The sequence below is a fragment of the Methylomonas sp. AM2-LC genome, from assembly GCF_039904985.1.
In the GTDB taxonomy this organism is placed as follows: Bacteria; Pseudomonadota; Gammaproteobacteria; order Methylococcales; family Methylomonadaceae; genus Methylomonas.
Genome location: NZ_CP157005.1, coordinates 4,540,461 through 4,554,715, shown reverse-complemented (window position 1 = coordinate 4,554,715; position 14,255 = coordinate 4,540,461). Strand labels below are relative to the sequence as shown.

Genomic DNA, 14,255 nt, shown 5'->3' with positions numbered 1-14,255 from the left:
TAAATATTAGGTATTGACTCATGGCTAAAGAAAAATTTGAAAGAAAAAAACCGCACGTTAACGTTGGCACTATTGGTCACGTTGACCATGGTAAAACAACTTTAACAGCGGCATTAACAAAGGTAATGGCTGAGCTGCAAGGCGGCGAAGTAAAAGCGTTCGATCAAATCGACAACGCACCCGAAGAACGTGCACGTGGTATTACCATTTCGACATCGCACGTTGAGTACGAATCAGCAAACCGTCATTATGCGCATGTTGACTGCCCAGGACACGCTGACTATGTAAAAAACATGATTACGGGTGCTGCGCAAATGGATGGCGCAATTTTGGTCTGTTCAGCAGCGGATGGCCCAATGCCGCAAACACGTGAACATATTCTGTTGTCAAGACAGGTAGGTGTTCCTTACATTGTGGTGTTCTTGAACAAAGCGGACATGGTTGATGATGCCGAATTGATCGAATTAGTTGAGATGGAAATTCGTGAATTATTGAATCAATATGAATTTCCTGGCGACGACACACCAATTATTGTTGGTTCAGCGCTGAAAGCCTTGGAAGGCGAGCAAAGTGAAATTGGTGTACAGTCTGTAGTACGTCTGGTAGAAGCATTGGATAGTTATATTCCGCAACCAGAACGTGCAATTGATGGCAAATTCTTGATGCCTATCGAAGACGTATTTTCAATATCAGGTCGTGGTACAGTTGTAACTGGCCGTGTAGAGCGTGGTATTGTCAAGGTTGGTGAAGAGGTTGAGATTGTGGGTATTAAAGCCACTGTTAAAACAACTTGTACCGGTGTTGAAATGTTCCGCAAATTACTTGATCAAGGTCAGGCTGGTGACAACGTAGGTGTATTATTGCGTGGTACCAAAAGAGATGACGTTGAACGTGGTCAAGTTTTGGCACATGTCAATAGTATTAAACCACATGCACACTTCAAAGCTGAGATCTACGTATTATCAAAAGAAGAGGGTGGTCGTCATACCCCGTTCTTTAATGGATACCGTCCACAGTTTTATTTCCGTACTACTGATGTAACTGGCGCAGTCGATTTACCAGAAGGTGTGGAAATGGTTATGCCTGGTGACAATATAGCGGTAACCGTAAAATTAATTTCACCGATCGCGATGGAAGAAGGTTTACGTTTTGCTATCCGTGAAGGTGGTCGTACCGTGGGTGCAGGTGTTGTTGCATCAATAGTTGAGTAAACAGAATGGCAAATCAAACTATCCGAATTCAATTAAAAGCGTTTGATCATAAATTAATTGATCAATCAGCTGGTGAAATCGTTGAAACCGCAAAGAGAACTGGAGCGCAAGTTAAAGGCCCAATTCCTTTGCCAACAAGAAAAGAGCGTTTTACTATTCTTATATCACCACATGCTAATAAAGATGCGCGTGATCAATATGAATTGAGAACATATAAAAGGTTGCTTGATATTGTTGAGCCGACCGATAAAACCGTAGATGCATTGATGAAACTTGATCTTGCAGCTGGGGTTGATGTCCAAATTAAGCTTAAATAATAGCTAGATATATTTTAGAGGGATTGGCAGATGTCAATAGGTCTTGTAGGTCGTAAATGTGGTATGACCCGAATATTTTGTGAAGATGGCGCTTCTGTGCCTGTGACAGTTTTACATATTGACTCAAATAGAGTCATACAAGTTAAAAGTGTCGAAAATGATGGCTATAGAGCAATTCAGGTTGCTGCAGGCGATTTAAAATCTTCGAAAGTCAATAAAGCAATGGCAGGTCATTATGCTGCCGCAAATGTTACTGCAGGTCATGGCTTGTGGGAATTTAGAATAAACGAAGATGAAGGCGTTGAACTATCTGCCGGTTCCGAATTAAATGTAAATGTATTTTCAGCCGGGCAAGTAGTTGATGTTTGTGGTACAAGCATCGGTAAAGGCTTTGCTGGTACGGTAAAACGCTATAACTTTAGAACGCAAGATGCAACGCACGGTAACTCTAGATCGCATAGGGTGCCAGGTTCAAATGGTATGAACCAAACACCAGGACGTGTTTTTCCTGGTAAAAAAATGTGCGGACACATGGGTGCAGTTAAAACCACAGTGCAAAATTTGACTATTCACTCTGTAGATTTAGAGAGAAATCTGATTTTAGTTAAAGGTGCTGTGCCTGGTGCAAAAGGCGGGGATGTAATTATTACGCCTGCAGTCAAAAAGTCAAATAAAGGTTAAGTTATGAGTTTGCAAGTACCTGCAATCGGTAAAGATGATTCTGCATTACCGCTCGATGTATCCGAAGCGGTTTTTGGACAGGATTACAATGAAACGTTAATTCACCAGTTGGTTACGAAATATCTTGCAACTGCCAGAGCTGGAACAAAAGCGCAAAAAACGCGTTCAGATGTCAGTGGTGGCGGTGCAAAACCATTTAGACAAAAAGGCACAGGTAGAGCGCGTGCGGGTACTACTCGTAGCCCTGTTTGGCGTACAGGTGGTGTTGCTTTTGCTGCTCGGCCTAGATCATATGATCAAAAGTTGAACAAAAAAATGTACAAAGTAGGTATTCGTTCCATCTTTTCTGAATTGCTACGTCAAGACAGAATAGCGGTTTGCAATGATATTAATCCGACTAGCCCTAAAACAAAAGAGTTTCTTGCCAAAATCAAGAATTTTGCTGCTGGTCGTTTATTGATTGTAACTGATGAAATAAATGAGAACTTGATACTTGCAGCCAGAAATTTGCCTTATGTAGCGGTACTCACACCAAGCAGTGTTGATCCAGTTTCTTTAGTTTATGCTGATAAAGTAATCGCTACAACGACTGCTTTGAAACAGATAGAGGAGCGTTTAGCATGAGTTTAAATGAAGTAAAATTGGCAAGTATTTTAGAAGCTCCGATTATTTCGGAGAAAAGCACAAATGTTGGTGATCAAAGCAACCAATATGTGTTCAAAGTTAAAAAATCCGCTACGAAGTTAGAAGTTAAGAAAGCAGTTGAATTGATGTTCAAAGTTGAGGTTGTTTCAGTTCGCGTTCTTAATGTTAAAGGTAAAATAAAACGCTTCGGGCGTTCATTAGGAAAACGTTCAGACTGGAAAAAAGCATATGTAAAATTGCAGTCTGGTCATAGCATTGAATTTGCAACAGCTTAATTAAAGATCAATAGGAGCGGTAGAAAAGCATGGCTATTCTAAAATCAAAACCGACGTCTCCAGGTTCTCGGTTTGTAGTACGTGTACAAAATAATGATTTGCATAAGGGTAAGCCATTTGCACAACTACTAGACAAAAAGAATAACACTGGTGGTCGAAATAATAGCGGTCGAATTACAACACGACATATCGGTGGCGGACATAAACAATTCTACCGTATTGTTGACTTTAAAAGGGATAAAACAGATATTCCTGCAAAAGTTGAAAGAATTGAATACGACCCAAACAGAACTGCAAACATTGCGTTAATCCTGTTTAAGGATGGTGAGCGCAGGTATATTATTGCACCAAAAAATATTGAAATTGGTCAAGAAATACTCAGTTCAGAAACAACTCCAGTTAAACCTGGAAATTGCATGCCCCTACGTAATATGCCTTTAGGTACAACCATACATTGTGTTGAACTTAAACCCGGCAAAGGTGCGCAATTAGCACGTAGTGCAGGTACATCTGTTCAATTAGTAGCCAAAGACGGAGCCTATGTAACCATCCGTTTACGCTCTGGTGAAATGAGAAAAGTGATGTCAGACTGCAAAGGAGTTGTGGGAGAGGTATCAAACTCAGAACACAATCTGATTTCATTAGGAAAAGCTGGTGCAAAACGCTGGCGTGGTGTAAGGCCGACTGTCAGAGGTGTGGCCATGAACCCAGTTGACCATCCACATGGTGGTGGTGAAGGTAGAACATCAGGTGGTAGACATCCTGTTTCACCTTGGGGAACACCTACAAAAGGTTATAAAACTCGCAAAAATAAACGTACTGACAATATGATTGTCAGACGCCGTAAGCAAAAATAAGAGGTAGCAAACGTGCCGCGTTCAATTAAAAAAGGTCCATTTATTGATCATCATCTGCTGAAAAAAGTTGAAGAAGCAGTGAAAGCAAATAATCGGAAACCAATTAAAACCTGGTCAAGAAGATCCATGATTAGCCCTGATATGTTGGGTTTGACCATAGCTGTGCACAATGGCAAACAACATGTTCCTGTTTTGATTTCAGAAAACATGGTCGGTCATAAGTTGGGTGAGTTTTCTCCAACTAGAACCTATAAAGGCCATATTGTCGATAAAAAATCAAGATAAGGAGTTAATGTGGAAGTTTCAGCCAAATTAAGTAACGCACCTTTATCTGCACAAAAAGCCAGATTGGTCGGAGATCAAATCAGAGGTTTACCAGTAGAAAAGGCTCTTAACTTGCTAAGTTTTAGTTCGAAGAAAGCCGCAGGTGTTTTTAAAAAAGTACTCGAATCGGCAATCGCTAACGCTGAGCATAACGAAAGCGCGGATGTTGATGAGTTACATGTATCGACTGTCTTTGTAAATGAAGGGACAGTAATGAAAAGAGTAAGCGCACGAGCAAAAGGTCGTGCCAATCATATACTCAAAAGAACTTGTCACATAACAATCAAAGTAGCAGAAAAATAATCGAGGTAGAAAATGGGTCAAAAAGTTCATCCCACCGGCATACGCCTTGGGATAGTTAAAGATTGGACTTCAAGATGGTATGCAAATAGCCAGAATTACCCGATTCTTCTGTTACAGGATCTTAAAGTTCGCGAATTTATTAAAAAGAAATTAGCGCATGCGTCAGTTAGTAGAGTACAGATTAATAGACCTGCTAATAATGCAAATATTACCGTACATACCGCTAGACCTGGGATTGTTATTGGTAAAAAAGGCGAAGAAATAGATGTTTTAAGACAAGATATTTCTAAAATGATGGGTGTGCCAGTTCAGTTAAATGTTGAAGAAATAAGAAAGCCAGAATTAGATGCTTATCTTGTTGCTGAAAGCATTGCACAGCAATTAGAAAAACGTATTATGTATCGTAGAGCAATGAAACGTGCTGTTACCAATACTATGCGTTTAGGTGCCGAAGGTATCAAGATTACTGTTGCAGGACGTTTAAACGGAGCTGAAATTGCCCGTACTGAATGGTATAGAGAAGGTCGCGTTCCATTGCATACATTGCGTGCCGATATTGATTACGGTACTGCCGAAGCGAAAACCACATACGGAATCATAGGCATAAAAGTCTGGATTTTCAAAGGTGAGGTTTTCGACATGGATGCACATGCGGCATCTCTAAATTCCGAACCTAAGAAATAGTTGAAGGGATAATAAAATGCTTCAGCCTAAAAGAACAAAATTTCGTAAACAACACACTGGCAAAAACAATGGGACTGCATTGCGCGGTTCTTCAGTAAGTTTTGGTGAGTATGGATTAAAGTCAATAAGTCGTGGTAGAATGACTGCCCGCCAAATTGAGGCGGCACGTAGAGCGATTAGTCGGCATGTAAAACGTGGCGGAAAAATCTGGATCAGAGTGTTTCCAGATAAACCCATAACCAAAAAACCATTAGAAGTTAGGATGGGTAAAGGTAAAGGTAGTGTTGAGTATTGGGTAGCACAAATAAAGCCAGGTACCATGCTGTTTGAAATAGAAGGCGTATCTGAAGAGATGGCCCGTGAAGCTTTCGAATTAGCAGCAGCAAAATTGCCTGTTAAAACAACATTTTCGGCACGGACAATATTGTAATGAACGCAACAGAACTACGTAAAAAATCTAAAGACGAACTTAATGCTTCGTTAGTTGAATTAAGTCGTGAACAGTTTAATTTAAGAATGCAAAAAGGAAGTGGTCAACTTGCAAAATCCAGTGAGATTAAACAAGTAAGACGTGATATTGCTCGTATTAATACTGTATTAACTGAATTGGCGAGAGTTTAAGTATGAATACGAATGTAGAAAAAGTCCGCACAGTAACGGGTCGTGTAGTCAGTAATAAAATGGATAAAACTGCCGCAGTACTAGTTGAGAGACTAGTTAAACACCCTGTGTATGGTAAGTATATTAAAAGATCTACAAAGTTTTTGGTACATGATGAAAATAATCAATGCCAAGAAGGTGATATAGTATCCATTGCTTCTTGCAGGCCTATATCCAAACACAAAACATTTAGATTAGTAGAAGTATTAGAAGCTTCTAATAAATAATTAAATTAAAATCAAGTTGGGAATTTCAAAATGATTCAGATGCAAACTAGCCTTGACGTCGCCGATAATAGCGGTGCAAAAAAGGTCATGTGTATCAAAGTATTGGGTGGTTCACATCGGCGCTATGCCGGAATTGGTGACATCATCAAAGTCAGTATTAAAGATGCCATGCCGCGTACAAGGGTTAAAAAAGGTGATGTTTATAACGCTTTAGTGGTAAGAACACGTAAAGGTGTTAGACGTTCAGATGGCTCTATTATTCGATTTGATGGCAATGCCGCAGTTATTTTGAATAACCAATTACAACCAATCGGAACACGTATTTTTGGCCCTGTTACTCGTGAGTTAAGAGGAGATAAATTTATGAAAATTATATCTCTAGCTCCTGAAGTATTGTAAGTAGAAGGTACCAGAAATGCAGAAAATCAGACAAGGTGACGAAGTAATCGTTATTGTTGGAAAAGACAAAGGTAAACAAGGAAAAGTTTCAAAAATTTTAGAAAACAACAAAATTGTTGTAGACGGTGTTAATAAAGTAAAAAAACATCAAAAAGCTAACCCAAATATTGGTGTATCTGGTGGCATTATTGAAAAAAATATGCCTATCGATATTTCAAATATAGCACTATATAATCCTAAGACAAAGAAAGCAGATCGTGTTGGATTTAGATTTGTTGATGGAAAAAAAGTCAGATTTTTTAAGTCAACTAACGAAGTTGTCGGTCTATAAGGTAATATGGCTATGGCTAGACTAGAAGCAAAATATAAAGAAGAAATTGTTCCTGTACTGTTGAAACAATTTGAATATAAATCAATCATGCAAGTTCCTAAAATCACCAAAATTACTCTTAATATGGGTGTTGGTGGCGCAGTGGCAGACAAAAAAGTCATGCAATCAGCTGTGTCTGATATGGAAAAAATTGCTGGACAAAAAGCTGTTATTACGCTTGCACGGAAATCAATTGCTGGTTTCAAAATTCGTGATGATATGCCTATCGGATGTAAAGTTACATTGCGCGGTCCCAAAATGTATGAGTTCTTTGATAGATTAATAACTATATCTATCCCACGTATTCGAGATTTTCGTGGCATGAGTTCTAAAAGTTTTGATGGTCGTGGTAATTACACGTTGGGTATAAAAGAACAAATTATTTTTCCAGAAATCGATTACGATAAAATTGATGCTCTTCGTGGAATGGATATTTGTATTACAACAACGGCACAAACCGATGAAGAAGGTTTGGCATTGTTGAAACTGTTCAATTTTCCATTTAAAAACTAAGGGCGGATAAAATGGCTAAGAAATCAATGATAGCGCGCGAAGTTAAACGCGCCGGTCTAATAAAAAAATATGATGCTAAAAGAAAAGCGCTCAAAGAAATTGTGAGATCGCCCAACTTTACATTTGAAGAAAAAGAAAATGCTCAGCTTCAATTACAAAAATTACCAAGAGACTCAAGTCAATCACGATTACGTAACAGATGTAGTCTAACTGGCCGTCCACATGGTTTTTACAGAAAATTCGGGTTAAGCCGCAATAAACTAAGGGAAGCAACCATGCGTGGTGATGTTCCTGGTTTATCTAAAGCTAGCTGGTAAATCTGGTCAATTTAAGTTTTTGGAGATATAAATATGAGCATGACAGATCCAATAGCAGATATGTTGACCAGAATAAGAAACGGTCAATCTGCTGGTAAAAAAAGCGTAAAAATCCCATCTTCTAAACTCAAAACGGCAATTGCTAAAGTTTTGAAAGAAGAGGGTTATATTGCTGACTATAAGGTCGAAACTAACGGTAATCATTTAGAGATGACCGTTGATTTAAAATATTTTAATGGCGTTCCTGTTATTGAAAATGTAAAAAGAATCAGTCGACCTGGTTTAAGAATATATAAATCAAAGGATGAGCTGCCAAAAGTTTTGGGTGGTCTTGGCATTGCAATTGTCTCAACATCAAATGGTGTAATGACTGATCGAGCTGCACGTGCTATTGGTCACGGCGGCGAAGTTATTTGTACTGTTTGTTAAGGTATTAGGAGTAATTATGTCTAGGGTAGCAAATGCTCCAATTACAATTCCATCTGATGTGCAGATAAGTATAGATGGAAATTTGATGTTGGTTAAAGGAAAATTAGGCCAACTAAACTTTGGTCTTGCTGAATGTCTTGAATTAGATATTCAAGCTGATTTGATAAAAATCAAATGGAACGAAAATATTAAAGATGCTAAGGCGCTAGCAGGCACAGCTAGAGCATCCATAAATAATATGGTTAAAGGTGTATCTGAAGGTTTTGTTAAGAAATTACTTTTAGTAGGTGTTGGTTATAGAGCACAGCTGAAAGAAAATACTTTAACTTTGGCATTAGGTTATTCCAATCCAGTAGAATTTTTGATTCCAGAAGGAGTAACTATTGAGGTACCGACACAAACTGAGCTTTTAGTTAAAGGTAGCGACAAGCAAAAAGTTGGTCAAGTGGCTTCAGAAATTAGAGCGTTGCGCCCCCCAGAACCTTATAAAGGTAAAGGTGTTAGGATTGCCGACGAATATGTTGCTAGAAAAGAAGCTAAGAAAAAATAGGTAAAACGATGGATAAGAAGTCTACCAGATTAAAAAGAGCATTAAAATTAAGAAGTAAGATTAAAAAGTTTGATGTTAATCGACTTACCATACATCGTACTTCTCAACATATTTACGCGCAGGTATTAAGTACTGATGGTAAATCCACGCTTGCTGCGGCATCAACTGTCCAAGCTGAAGTGAAAGGTGCTCTCAAAAATACCAGCAATATTAATGCAGCTTCAGAAGTTGGAAAAGCTATTGCTCAAAAAGCATTAGCAGCAGGCGTCACAGTGGTTGCATTTGATCGCTCTGGTTTTAAATATCATGGTCGCGTGAAGGCATTGGCTGATGCTGCACGTGAAGCTGGATTGAAGTTTTAGGGGAATAGTATGGCAACAGCACCAGCTCAAGGTAGTACAGACGGTTTACAAGAAAAACTAGTAAACGTTAGACGTGTAGCAAAAGTTGTAAAGGGTGGTAGAGTATTTGGCTTTGCTGCGTTAACCGTTGTTGGCGATGGTGATGGGCGGGTAGGATACGGTGTTTCAAAAGCACGTGAGGTACCCGTTGCAATTCAGAAGTCGTTAGAACAAGCGCGTAAAAATATGCGTAAAGTTGCATTAAAAGAAGGTACTTTGCAATACTCGGTTATGTCTAATACAGGCGCCGCTAAAGTATATATGCAACCCGCTTCAGAAGGTACTGGTATTATTGCCGGTGGTGCTATGCGTGCAGTATTTGAAGTGGTTGGCGTGCATAATGTTTTAGCAAAATGCATTGGTACCAATAATCCAATCAATGTTGTTAGAGCAACAATTGATGGCCTTACTTCAATGCATGATGCAAAGCAGATTGCTGCTAAGCGTGGCTTGACAGTTGATCAAATTTTAGGGTAACAGAGATGTTAGGCAAAAAATTAAGTGTAATGATGATTAAGAGCAAACATGGTAGATTGAAAAGTCATCAGCAATGTTTGAAAGGTTTAGGTTTAAGTAGAATACGTCAAGTGGTTGATGTGATTGATACGCCTGAAAATCGCGGCATGATTAATAAAATCGCATATATGCTAAAAGTTGAGGAAGTGTAATGTATTTAAATACTATACAAGCAGCATATGGCGCTAGAAAAAAAATAAAACGTGTGGGCCGTGGTATTGGTTCAACCGATGGTAAAACATGCGGTAGGGGACATAAAGGTCAAAAAGCACGTAGTGGTGGTTACCATAAAGTCGGCTTTGAAGGTGGTCAGATGCCCCTGCAAAGACGCTTACCAAAAGTTGGTTTTACTTCAAGAACAAAAAAATTCAGTGCTGAAGTAAGATTAAGTGAAATTGATTCACTCGGTTTAGTTGAAATTGATTTACAGGTTTTGATAGATAGAAATATTATTCCTGCTATATCTAAAAAAGTTAAACTGGTTAACACAGGTACTGTTTCTAAATCCATCACATTAAAAGGAATCAATGTTACTGACGGTGCTAGGCAAGCTATTGAAGCAGCCGGCGGCAAAGTTGAGGCCTAAGTGACTACAAAAGGGTTTGATGTTTCTGCAGGTAAGTTCCGATTTGGAGAATTAAAATCCAGATTGTTGTTTGTTTTGGGTGCATTTATAGTATACCGAATCGGAGCTCATATTCCAGTGCCGGGGATAGATCCTAATGCATTAGCTGCAATGTTTAAACAGCAATCAGGATCAATTCTTGATATGTTTAACATGTTTTCAGGTGGCGCTCTAATGCGGTTAAGCCTGTTTGCTCTTGGTATTATGCCTTATATATCGGCATCCATTATCATGCAGCTTATGACTATTGTCATACCTGCCATGGAGCAGTTAAAAAAAGAAGGTGAGTCCGGACGTAGAAAGATTTCGCAATTTACCCGTTACGGTACTGTAGTTCTTGCTATGTTTCAGTCAGTAGGGATATCAATTGCTTTGCAAAATCAAACTGCAGGTGGTTTAGCGGTTGTTATTCAGCCTGGTATTGGTTTTGTGATGGTAACAACCATAACATTAGTTACCGGTACTATCTTTTTGATGTGGTTGGGAGAGCAAATTACCGAAAGAGGTATTGGTAATGGTATTTCGCTTATCATTTTTGCGGGTATTGTTTCCGGATTGCCAAATGCAATTCATGGAACTTTAGAGCTAGCTAGTACCGGTGAAATGAATAGTGCGTTTATTATAGTGTTATTCGCATTAGCTATTTTTGTAACAGGTATTGTGGTATTTGTTGAAAGAGGGCAAAGGCGTATCACTATTAATTATCCTAAGAGACAACAGGGTAATAAAGTATATGCAGGTCAGACTTCTTTTCTACCGCTTAAGCTGAATATGGCAGGCGTAATTCCGCCTATTTTTGCATCAAGTATTATTTTATTCCCTGCAACAATTGCTGGCTGGTTTGGTAATATTGATGGGTTTACTTGGCTGCAAGATATTTCGACTGTGTTGTCTCCTGGTCAACCTGTTTATGTTATTTGCTATGCATTGGCAATCATTTTCTTTTGTTTCTTTTATACCGCTTTGGTATTTAATTCAAAGGAAACTGCTGAAAATTTAAAAAAATCAGGTGCTTTTTTACCAGGAATTCGTCCAGGTATACAAACTACAAATTATATTGATAAAGTAATGACTCGCCTGACACTTATTGGCGCTATTTATATAACTTTAATTTGTTTGTTACCTGAATTTCTCATCGTTTATTGGAATGTACCGTTCTCTTTCGGTGGTACCTCGTTGTTAATCATTGTTGTTGTTGTGATGGATTTTATATCGCAAATGCAAACACATTTGATGTCGCAACAGTATGAAGGCCTAATGAAAAAAGCCAACCTTAAAAAATAACGATATTAATCTGGAGTATTTATGAAAGTTCGTGCATCAATTAAAGCAATCTGCAAAAGTTGCAAAATTATTAAACGAAATGGAGTTGTGCGCGTCATCTGTAAAGATGGTAGACACAAACAGCGTCAAGGATAGATTTTTTTGCAATAAAATTCAAAGGCTGTTATAATGGCCTGCTTAACTTTATATTTATAGTACCGATCTTGGGAGTATCTGAATGGCGCGTATTGCCGGTATTAACGTAGCTGATCATAAACATGCGGGAATTGCGTTAACTGCTATTTATGGAATTGGCAGACAAACTGCAAAAAATATCTGCAGTGAAGTTGGTTTCGAGCCAACGCTTAAAATTCGAGATCTTACGGAAGATCAGCTTGAAACAGTCCGTAAGGTAATATCGTCTATGACAGTAGAGGGTGATCTTAGAAGAGAGGTCTCTATGAATATAAAACGGTTAATGGATCTTGGTTGCTATCGTGGCATTAGACACCGCAGAGGGTTGCCACTAAGAGGCCAAAGAACACGGACAAATGCGCGGACTAGAAAAGGTCCACGAAAACCTGTTACTAAATAAGATTTAAGAAATAAGGTAAGTTGATGGCAACTCAAAATCGAGTAAAAAAACGAATTAAAAAAGAAGTGTCGGATGGCATTGTACATGTCCATGCATCCTTTAATAACACTATCGTGACTATAACCGATAGAAAAGGAAATGCACTTTCTTGGGCTACTTCAGGTGGGTCTGGTTTTAGAGGTTCAAGAAAAAGTACCCCATTCGCTGCTCAGGTTGCTGCTGAAAAAGCTGGCGCAGTAGCGCTAGAGTACGGCATGAAAAATCTTGATGTAATGATTAAAGGTCCTGGGCCTGGTCGTGAATCTGCAGTCAGGTCTTTAAATAGCCTTGGCTTTAAAATAACAAATATTGTGGATGTAACACCTATTCCTCACAATGGATGTCGTCCACCAAAAAAACGTCGTGTTTAGGATATATTGGAGTAATTAAATGGCAAGATATCTTGGGCCTGCCTGCAAGTTAAGTAGAAGAGAAGGCACTGATTTATTTCTTAAAAGTAGAGGTAAATCTCTAGAAGGTAAATGCAAACTGGATCAACGACCTGGTCAGCATGGAGCCAAACGGACTAGAAACTCTGATTATGCGATACAGCTACGGGCTAAACAGAGACTACGTAGAATCTACGGAGTACTGGAAACTCAATTCAGAAACTACTATAAAGCAGCTGATTTACAAAAAGGTGCAACAGGCCAAAACTTGTTGAACTTATTAGAATCACGCCTAGACAATGTAGTTTATCGTATGGGTTATGCATCAACACGCGCTGAAGCGAGACAGTTAGTTTCTCATAAAGCTATTGTTGTTAATGATCATACAATTAATATTCCTTCTTATCAGTTAAACGCTGGTGATCAGGTAAAAATTCGAGAAAAAGCAAAAAAACAACAACGTATTAAAGACTCATTGACAGTTACTGAGCAATACGGTTTCCCTGTTTGGGTAGAAGTTAACCCAAAAGAAATGAGTGGGATTTTTAAAGCTGTTCCAGATCGTGCTGATTTAGGCTCTGATATCAACGAACAGTTAGTTGTTGAGCTTTACTCCAAGTAATCAACCCGGGATTTAAACTATGCAGAGTTCTATTGTTGGTCTTTTGAAGCCACGTTTAGTTGAGGTTATCAGCAAAACGGCCAACCATTCGAGAATTGTGATTGAACCTTTAGAACGAGGTTTTGGGCATTCATTAGGTAATGCCTTGCGCAGGGTTATGCTTTCATCAATACCCGGTTGCGCGGTTACCGAAATTGCTATTGAAGGAGTTCTTCACGAATTTTCGACAATAGAAGGTGTTCAGGAAGATGTTATTGACATTATTCTTAACCTTAAAAAGTTAGCTGTTTTATTGCATTCAAAAGATGAAGTTACTCTGTCACTATCCAAAAGTGGTGTCGGTACTGTAACTGCCAGAGATATTGATATTCCACATAATGTGGAAATTGTTAATCCAGATTTGGTTATTGCTAATATTACTTCACCTAGTGCAGCTTTCAATATCAAGATTAAGGTTGAACGTGGCAGAGGATATGTTCCTGCCAGTGTCCGTAAAGAACAATATGATGATGCTCCAGTTGGAGTGTTAATGGTAGATGCTGCTTATAGCCCTATTGTAAAAGTAGCCTATCATGTTGAAAGCACTCGTGTTGAGCAAAGAACCAATCTTGATAAGTTAATCATTGAGTTGGAAACTAACGGTACAGTTGATCCCGAAGAAGTGATCAAGCTAGCTGCTTCAATTTTGCATGACCAATTATCTGTATTTGTTGATTTTGAAAAAGTCAATGAACAGGTAACGGAAGAAGAAATAATTGAAGAACAACCATTTGACCCTGTGTTATTAAGACCAGTGGATGATTTGGAATTAACTGTTCGTTCAGCAAACTGTCTTAAAGCTGAGAATATTTTCTATATTGGTGATCTTATTCAGCGTACTGAGGTTGAATTGCTACGCACACCTAACCTTGGAAAAAAATCGCTTACAGAGATTAAAGACATATTAGCCTTAAAAGGCTTGTCGTTAGGAATGAGATTGGAAAATTGGCCGCCTGAAAACTTGGCCGACCAATCCCAAATTGGAATTTGAATTTAAGGCATTT

General features: G+C 38.7%; 28 protein-coding genes. All 28 read left to right on the top strand.

The genetic code is table 11. From position 1 onward, the window contains the following. Positions 1-20: 20 nt before the first annotated feature. The 28 genes from tuf to rpoA all read left to right on the top strand — a co-directional run bounded on the left by tuf (position 21) and on the right by rpoA (position 14,242). The gene (gene tuf / locus ABH008_RS20345; RefSeq protein ID WP_347987439.1) at positions 21-1,211 is read left to right on the top strand and encodes an elongation factor Tu; all 1,191 of its coding nucleotides are present in this window, start codon (positions 21-23) and stop codon (positions 1,209-1,211) included. Positions 1,212-1,216: 5 nt separating this feature from the next. After that, positions 1,217-1,528: a 30S ribosomal protein S10 gene (gene rpsJ / locus ABH008_RS20340; RefSeq protein ID WP_347987438.1), complete on the top strand. Its 312-nt coding sequence runs from the start codon at positions 1,217-1,219 to the stop codon at positions 1,526-1,528. A gap of 30 nt (positions 1,529-1,558) precedes the next feature. Continuing rightward, on the top strand, positions 1,559-2,209 hold the full coding sequence (rplC, locus tag ABH008_RS20335) for a 50S ribosomal protein L3 (protein WP_347987437.1): 651 nt from the start codon (positions 1,559-1,561) through the stop codon (positions 2,207-2,209). A 3-nt stretch (positions 2,210-2,212) separates the two neighbouring features. Beyond that, positions 2,213-2,833: a 50S ribosomal protein L4 gene (gene rplD / locus ABH008_RS20330; RefSeq protein ID WP_347987436.1), complete on the top strand. Its 621-nt coding sequence runs from the start codon at positions 2,213-2,215 to the stop codon at positions 2,831-2,833. Continuing rightward, positions 2,830-3,129 (top strand): 50S ribosomal protein L23, encoded by a 300-nt coding sequence (rplW, locus tag ABH008_RS20325; RefSeq protein ID WP_347987435.1) that lies wholly within the window; start codon positions 2,830-2,832, stop codon positions 3,127-3,129. Before rplD ends, rplW begins: the two co-directional genes overlap by 4 nt. 29 nt (positions 3,130-3,158) lie before the next feature. Then, on the top strand, positions 3,159-3,986 hold the full coding sequence (gene rplB, locus ABH008_RS20320) for a 50S ribosomal protein L2 (RefSeq protein ID WP_347987434.1): 828 nt from the start codon (positions 3,159-3,161) through the stop codon (positions 3,984-3,986). 12 nt (positions 3,987-3,998) lie between these two features. Continuing rightward, positions 3,999-4,271 (top strand): 30S ribosomal protein S19, encoded by a 273-nt coding sequence (gene rpsS / locus ABH008_RS20315; RefSeq protein WP_347987433.1) that lies wholly within the window; start codon positions 3,999-4,001, stop codon positions 4,269-4,271. A gap of 9 nt (positions 4,272-4,280) precedes the next feature. Further along, entirely contained in the window at positions 4,281-4,613 is a 333-nt protein-coding gene (gene rplV / locus ABH008_RS20310; RefSeq protein WP_347987432.1) for a 50S ribosomal protein L22, read from the top strand. Between the two features lie 12 nt (positions 4,614-4,625). Further along, entirely contained in the window at positions 4,626-5,297 is a 672-nt protein-coding gene (rpsC, locus tag ABH008_RS20305; RefSeq protein WP_347987431.1) for a 30S ribosomal protein S3, read from the top strand. Positions 5,298-5,313: 16 nt separating this feature from the next. Continuing rightward, positions 5,314-5,727 (top strand): 50S ribosomal protein L16, encoded by a 414-nt coding sequence (gene rplP / locus ABH008_RS20300; protein WP_347987430.1) that lies wholly within the window; start codon positions 5,314-5,316, stop codon positions 5,725-5,727. Next, on the top strand, positions 5,727-5,918 hold the full coding sequence (rpmC, locus tag ABH008_RS20295; protein ID WP_347987429.1) for a 50S ribosomal protein L29: 192 nt from the start codon (positions 5,727-5,729) through the stop codon (positions 5,916-5,918). The genes rplP and rpmC overlap by 1 nt, the downstream gene beginning before the upstream one ends. Positions 5,919-5,920: 2 nt before the next feature. After that, the gene (gene rpsQ / locus ABH008_RS20290) at positions 5,921-6,184 is read left to right on the top strand and encodes a 30S ribosomal protein S17 (protein ID WP_347987428.1); all 264 of its coding nucleotides are present in this window, start codon (positions 5,921-5,923) and stop codon (positions 6,182-6,184) included. A 30-nt stretch (positions 6,185-6,214) separates the two neighbouring features. Beyond that, complete coding sequence (rplN, locus tag ABH008_RS20285; RefSeq protein WP_347987427.1) at positions 6,215-6,583, top strand: 50S ribosomal protein L14; 369 nt, start codon at positions 6,215-6,217, stop codon at positions 6,581-6,583. Positions 6,584-6,599: 16 nt separating this feature from the next. Continuing rightward, entirely contained in the window at positions 6,600-6,914 is a 315-nt protein-coding gene (gene rplX, locus ABH008_RS20280) for a 50S ribosomal protein L24 (protein ID WP_347987426.1), read from the top strand. A 12-nt stretch (positions 6,915-6,926) separates the two neighbouring features. After that, positions 6,927-7,466, top strand: a complete 540-nt coding sequence (gene rplE / locus ABH008_RS20275; protein WP_347987425.1) for a 50S ribosomal protein L5 — start codon at positions 6,927-6,929, stop codon at positions 7,464-7,466. 11 nt (positions 7,467-7,477) lie between these two features. After that, a complete protein-coding gene (rpsN, locus tag ABH008_RS20270) occupies positions 7,478-7,783 on the top strand; it encodes a 30S ribosomal protein S14 (RefSeq protein WP_347987424.1) in 306 nt (101 codons plus the stop codon). A 33-nt stretch (positions 7,784-7,816) separates the two neighbouring features. Next, positions 7,817-8,212, top strand: a complete 396-nt coding sequence (gene rpsH, locus ABH008_RS20265; RefSeq protein WP_347987423.1) for a 30S ribosomal protein S8 — start codon at positions 7,817-7,819, stop codon at positions 8,210-8,212. A 16-nt stretch (positions 8,213-8,228) separates the two neighbouring features. Continuing rightward, positions 8,229-8,762: a 50S ribosomal protein L6 gene (gene rplF / locus ABH008_RS20260; RefSeq protein WP_347987422.1), complete on the top strand. Its 534-nt coding sequence runs from the start codon at positions 8,229-8,231 to the stop codon at positions 8,760-8,762. An 8-nt stretch (positions 8,763-8,770) separates the two neighbouring features. Continuing rightward, positions 8,771-9,124: a 50S ribosomal protein L18 gene (rplR, locus tag ABH008_RS20255; protein WP_347987421.1), complete on the top strand. Its 354-nt coding sequence runs from the start codon at positions 8,771-8,773 to the stop codon at positions 9,122-9,124. A 9-nt stretch (positions 9,125-9,133) separates the two neighbouring features. Further along, on the top strand, positions 9,134-9,640 hold the full coding sequence (gene rpsE, locus ABH008_RS20250; RefSeq protein WP_347987420.1) for a 30S ribosomal protein S5: 507 nt from the start codon (positions 9,134-9,136) through the stop codon (positions 9,638-9,640). A gap of 5 nt (positions 9,641-9,645) precedes the next feature. Further along, complete coding sequence (gene rpmD, locus ABH008_RS20245; protein ID WP_347987419.1) at positions 9,646-9,831, top strand: 50S ribosomal protein L30; 186 nt, start codon at positions 9,646-9,648, stop codon at positions 9,829-9,831. Beyond that, a complete protein-coding gene (rplO, locus tag ABH008_RS20240; protein WP_347987418.1) occupies positions 9,831-10,265 on the top strand; it encodes a 50S ribosomal protein L15 in 435 nt (144 codons plus the stop codon). Before rpmD ends, rplO begins: the two co-directional genes overlap by 1 nt. Then, positions 10,266-11,588 carry a preprotein translocase subunit SecY gene (secY, locus tag ABH008_RS20235; RefSeq protein ID WP_347987417.1) on the top strand — a complete coding sequence of 441 codons (1,323 nt, stop codon included), beginning with the start codon at positions 10,266-10,268 and terminating at the stop codon, positions 11,586-11,588. Positions 11,589-11,609: 21 nt separating this feature from the next. After that, entirely contained in the window at positions 11,610-11,723 is a 114-nt protein-coding gene (gene rpmJ, locus ABH008_RS20230) for a 50S ribosomal protein L36 (RefSeq protein WP_215581251.1), read from the top strand. 82 nt (positions 11,724-11,805) lie between these two features. Then, positions 11,806-12,162 (top strand): 30S ribosomal protein S13, encoded by a 357-nt coding sequence (gene rpsM / locus ABH008_RS20225; protein WP_347987416.1) that lies wholly within the window; start codon positions 11,806-11,808, stop codon positions 12,160-12,162. 23 nt (positions 12,163-12,185) lie between these two features. Beyond that, the gene (gene rpsK / locus ABH008_RS20220; RefSeq protein ID WP_347987415.1) at positions 12,186-12,572 is read left to right on the top strand and encodes a 30S ribosomal protein S11; all 387 of its coding nucleotides are present in this window, start codon (positions 12,186-12,188) and stop codon (positions 12,570-12,572) included. 19 nt (positions 12,573-12,591) lie between these two features. After that, positions 12,592-13,212 (top strand): 30S ribosomal protein S4, encoded by a 621-nt coding sequence (gene rpsD / locus ABH008_RS20215; RefSeq protein ID WP_347987414.1) that lies wholly within the window; start codon positions 12,592-12,594, stop codon positions 13,210-13,212. 19 nt (positions 13,213-13,231) lie between these two features. After that, positions 13,232-14,242: a DNA-directed RNA polymerase subunit alpha gene (gene rpoA, locus ABH008_RS20210; protein WP_347987413.1), complete on the top strand. Its 1,011-nt coding sequence runs from the start codon at positions 13,232-13,234 to the stop codon at positions 14,240-14,242. Positions 14,243-14,255: the final 13 nt, after the last annotated feature.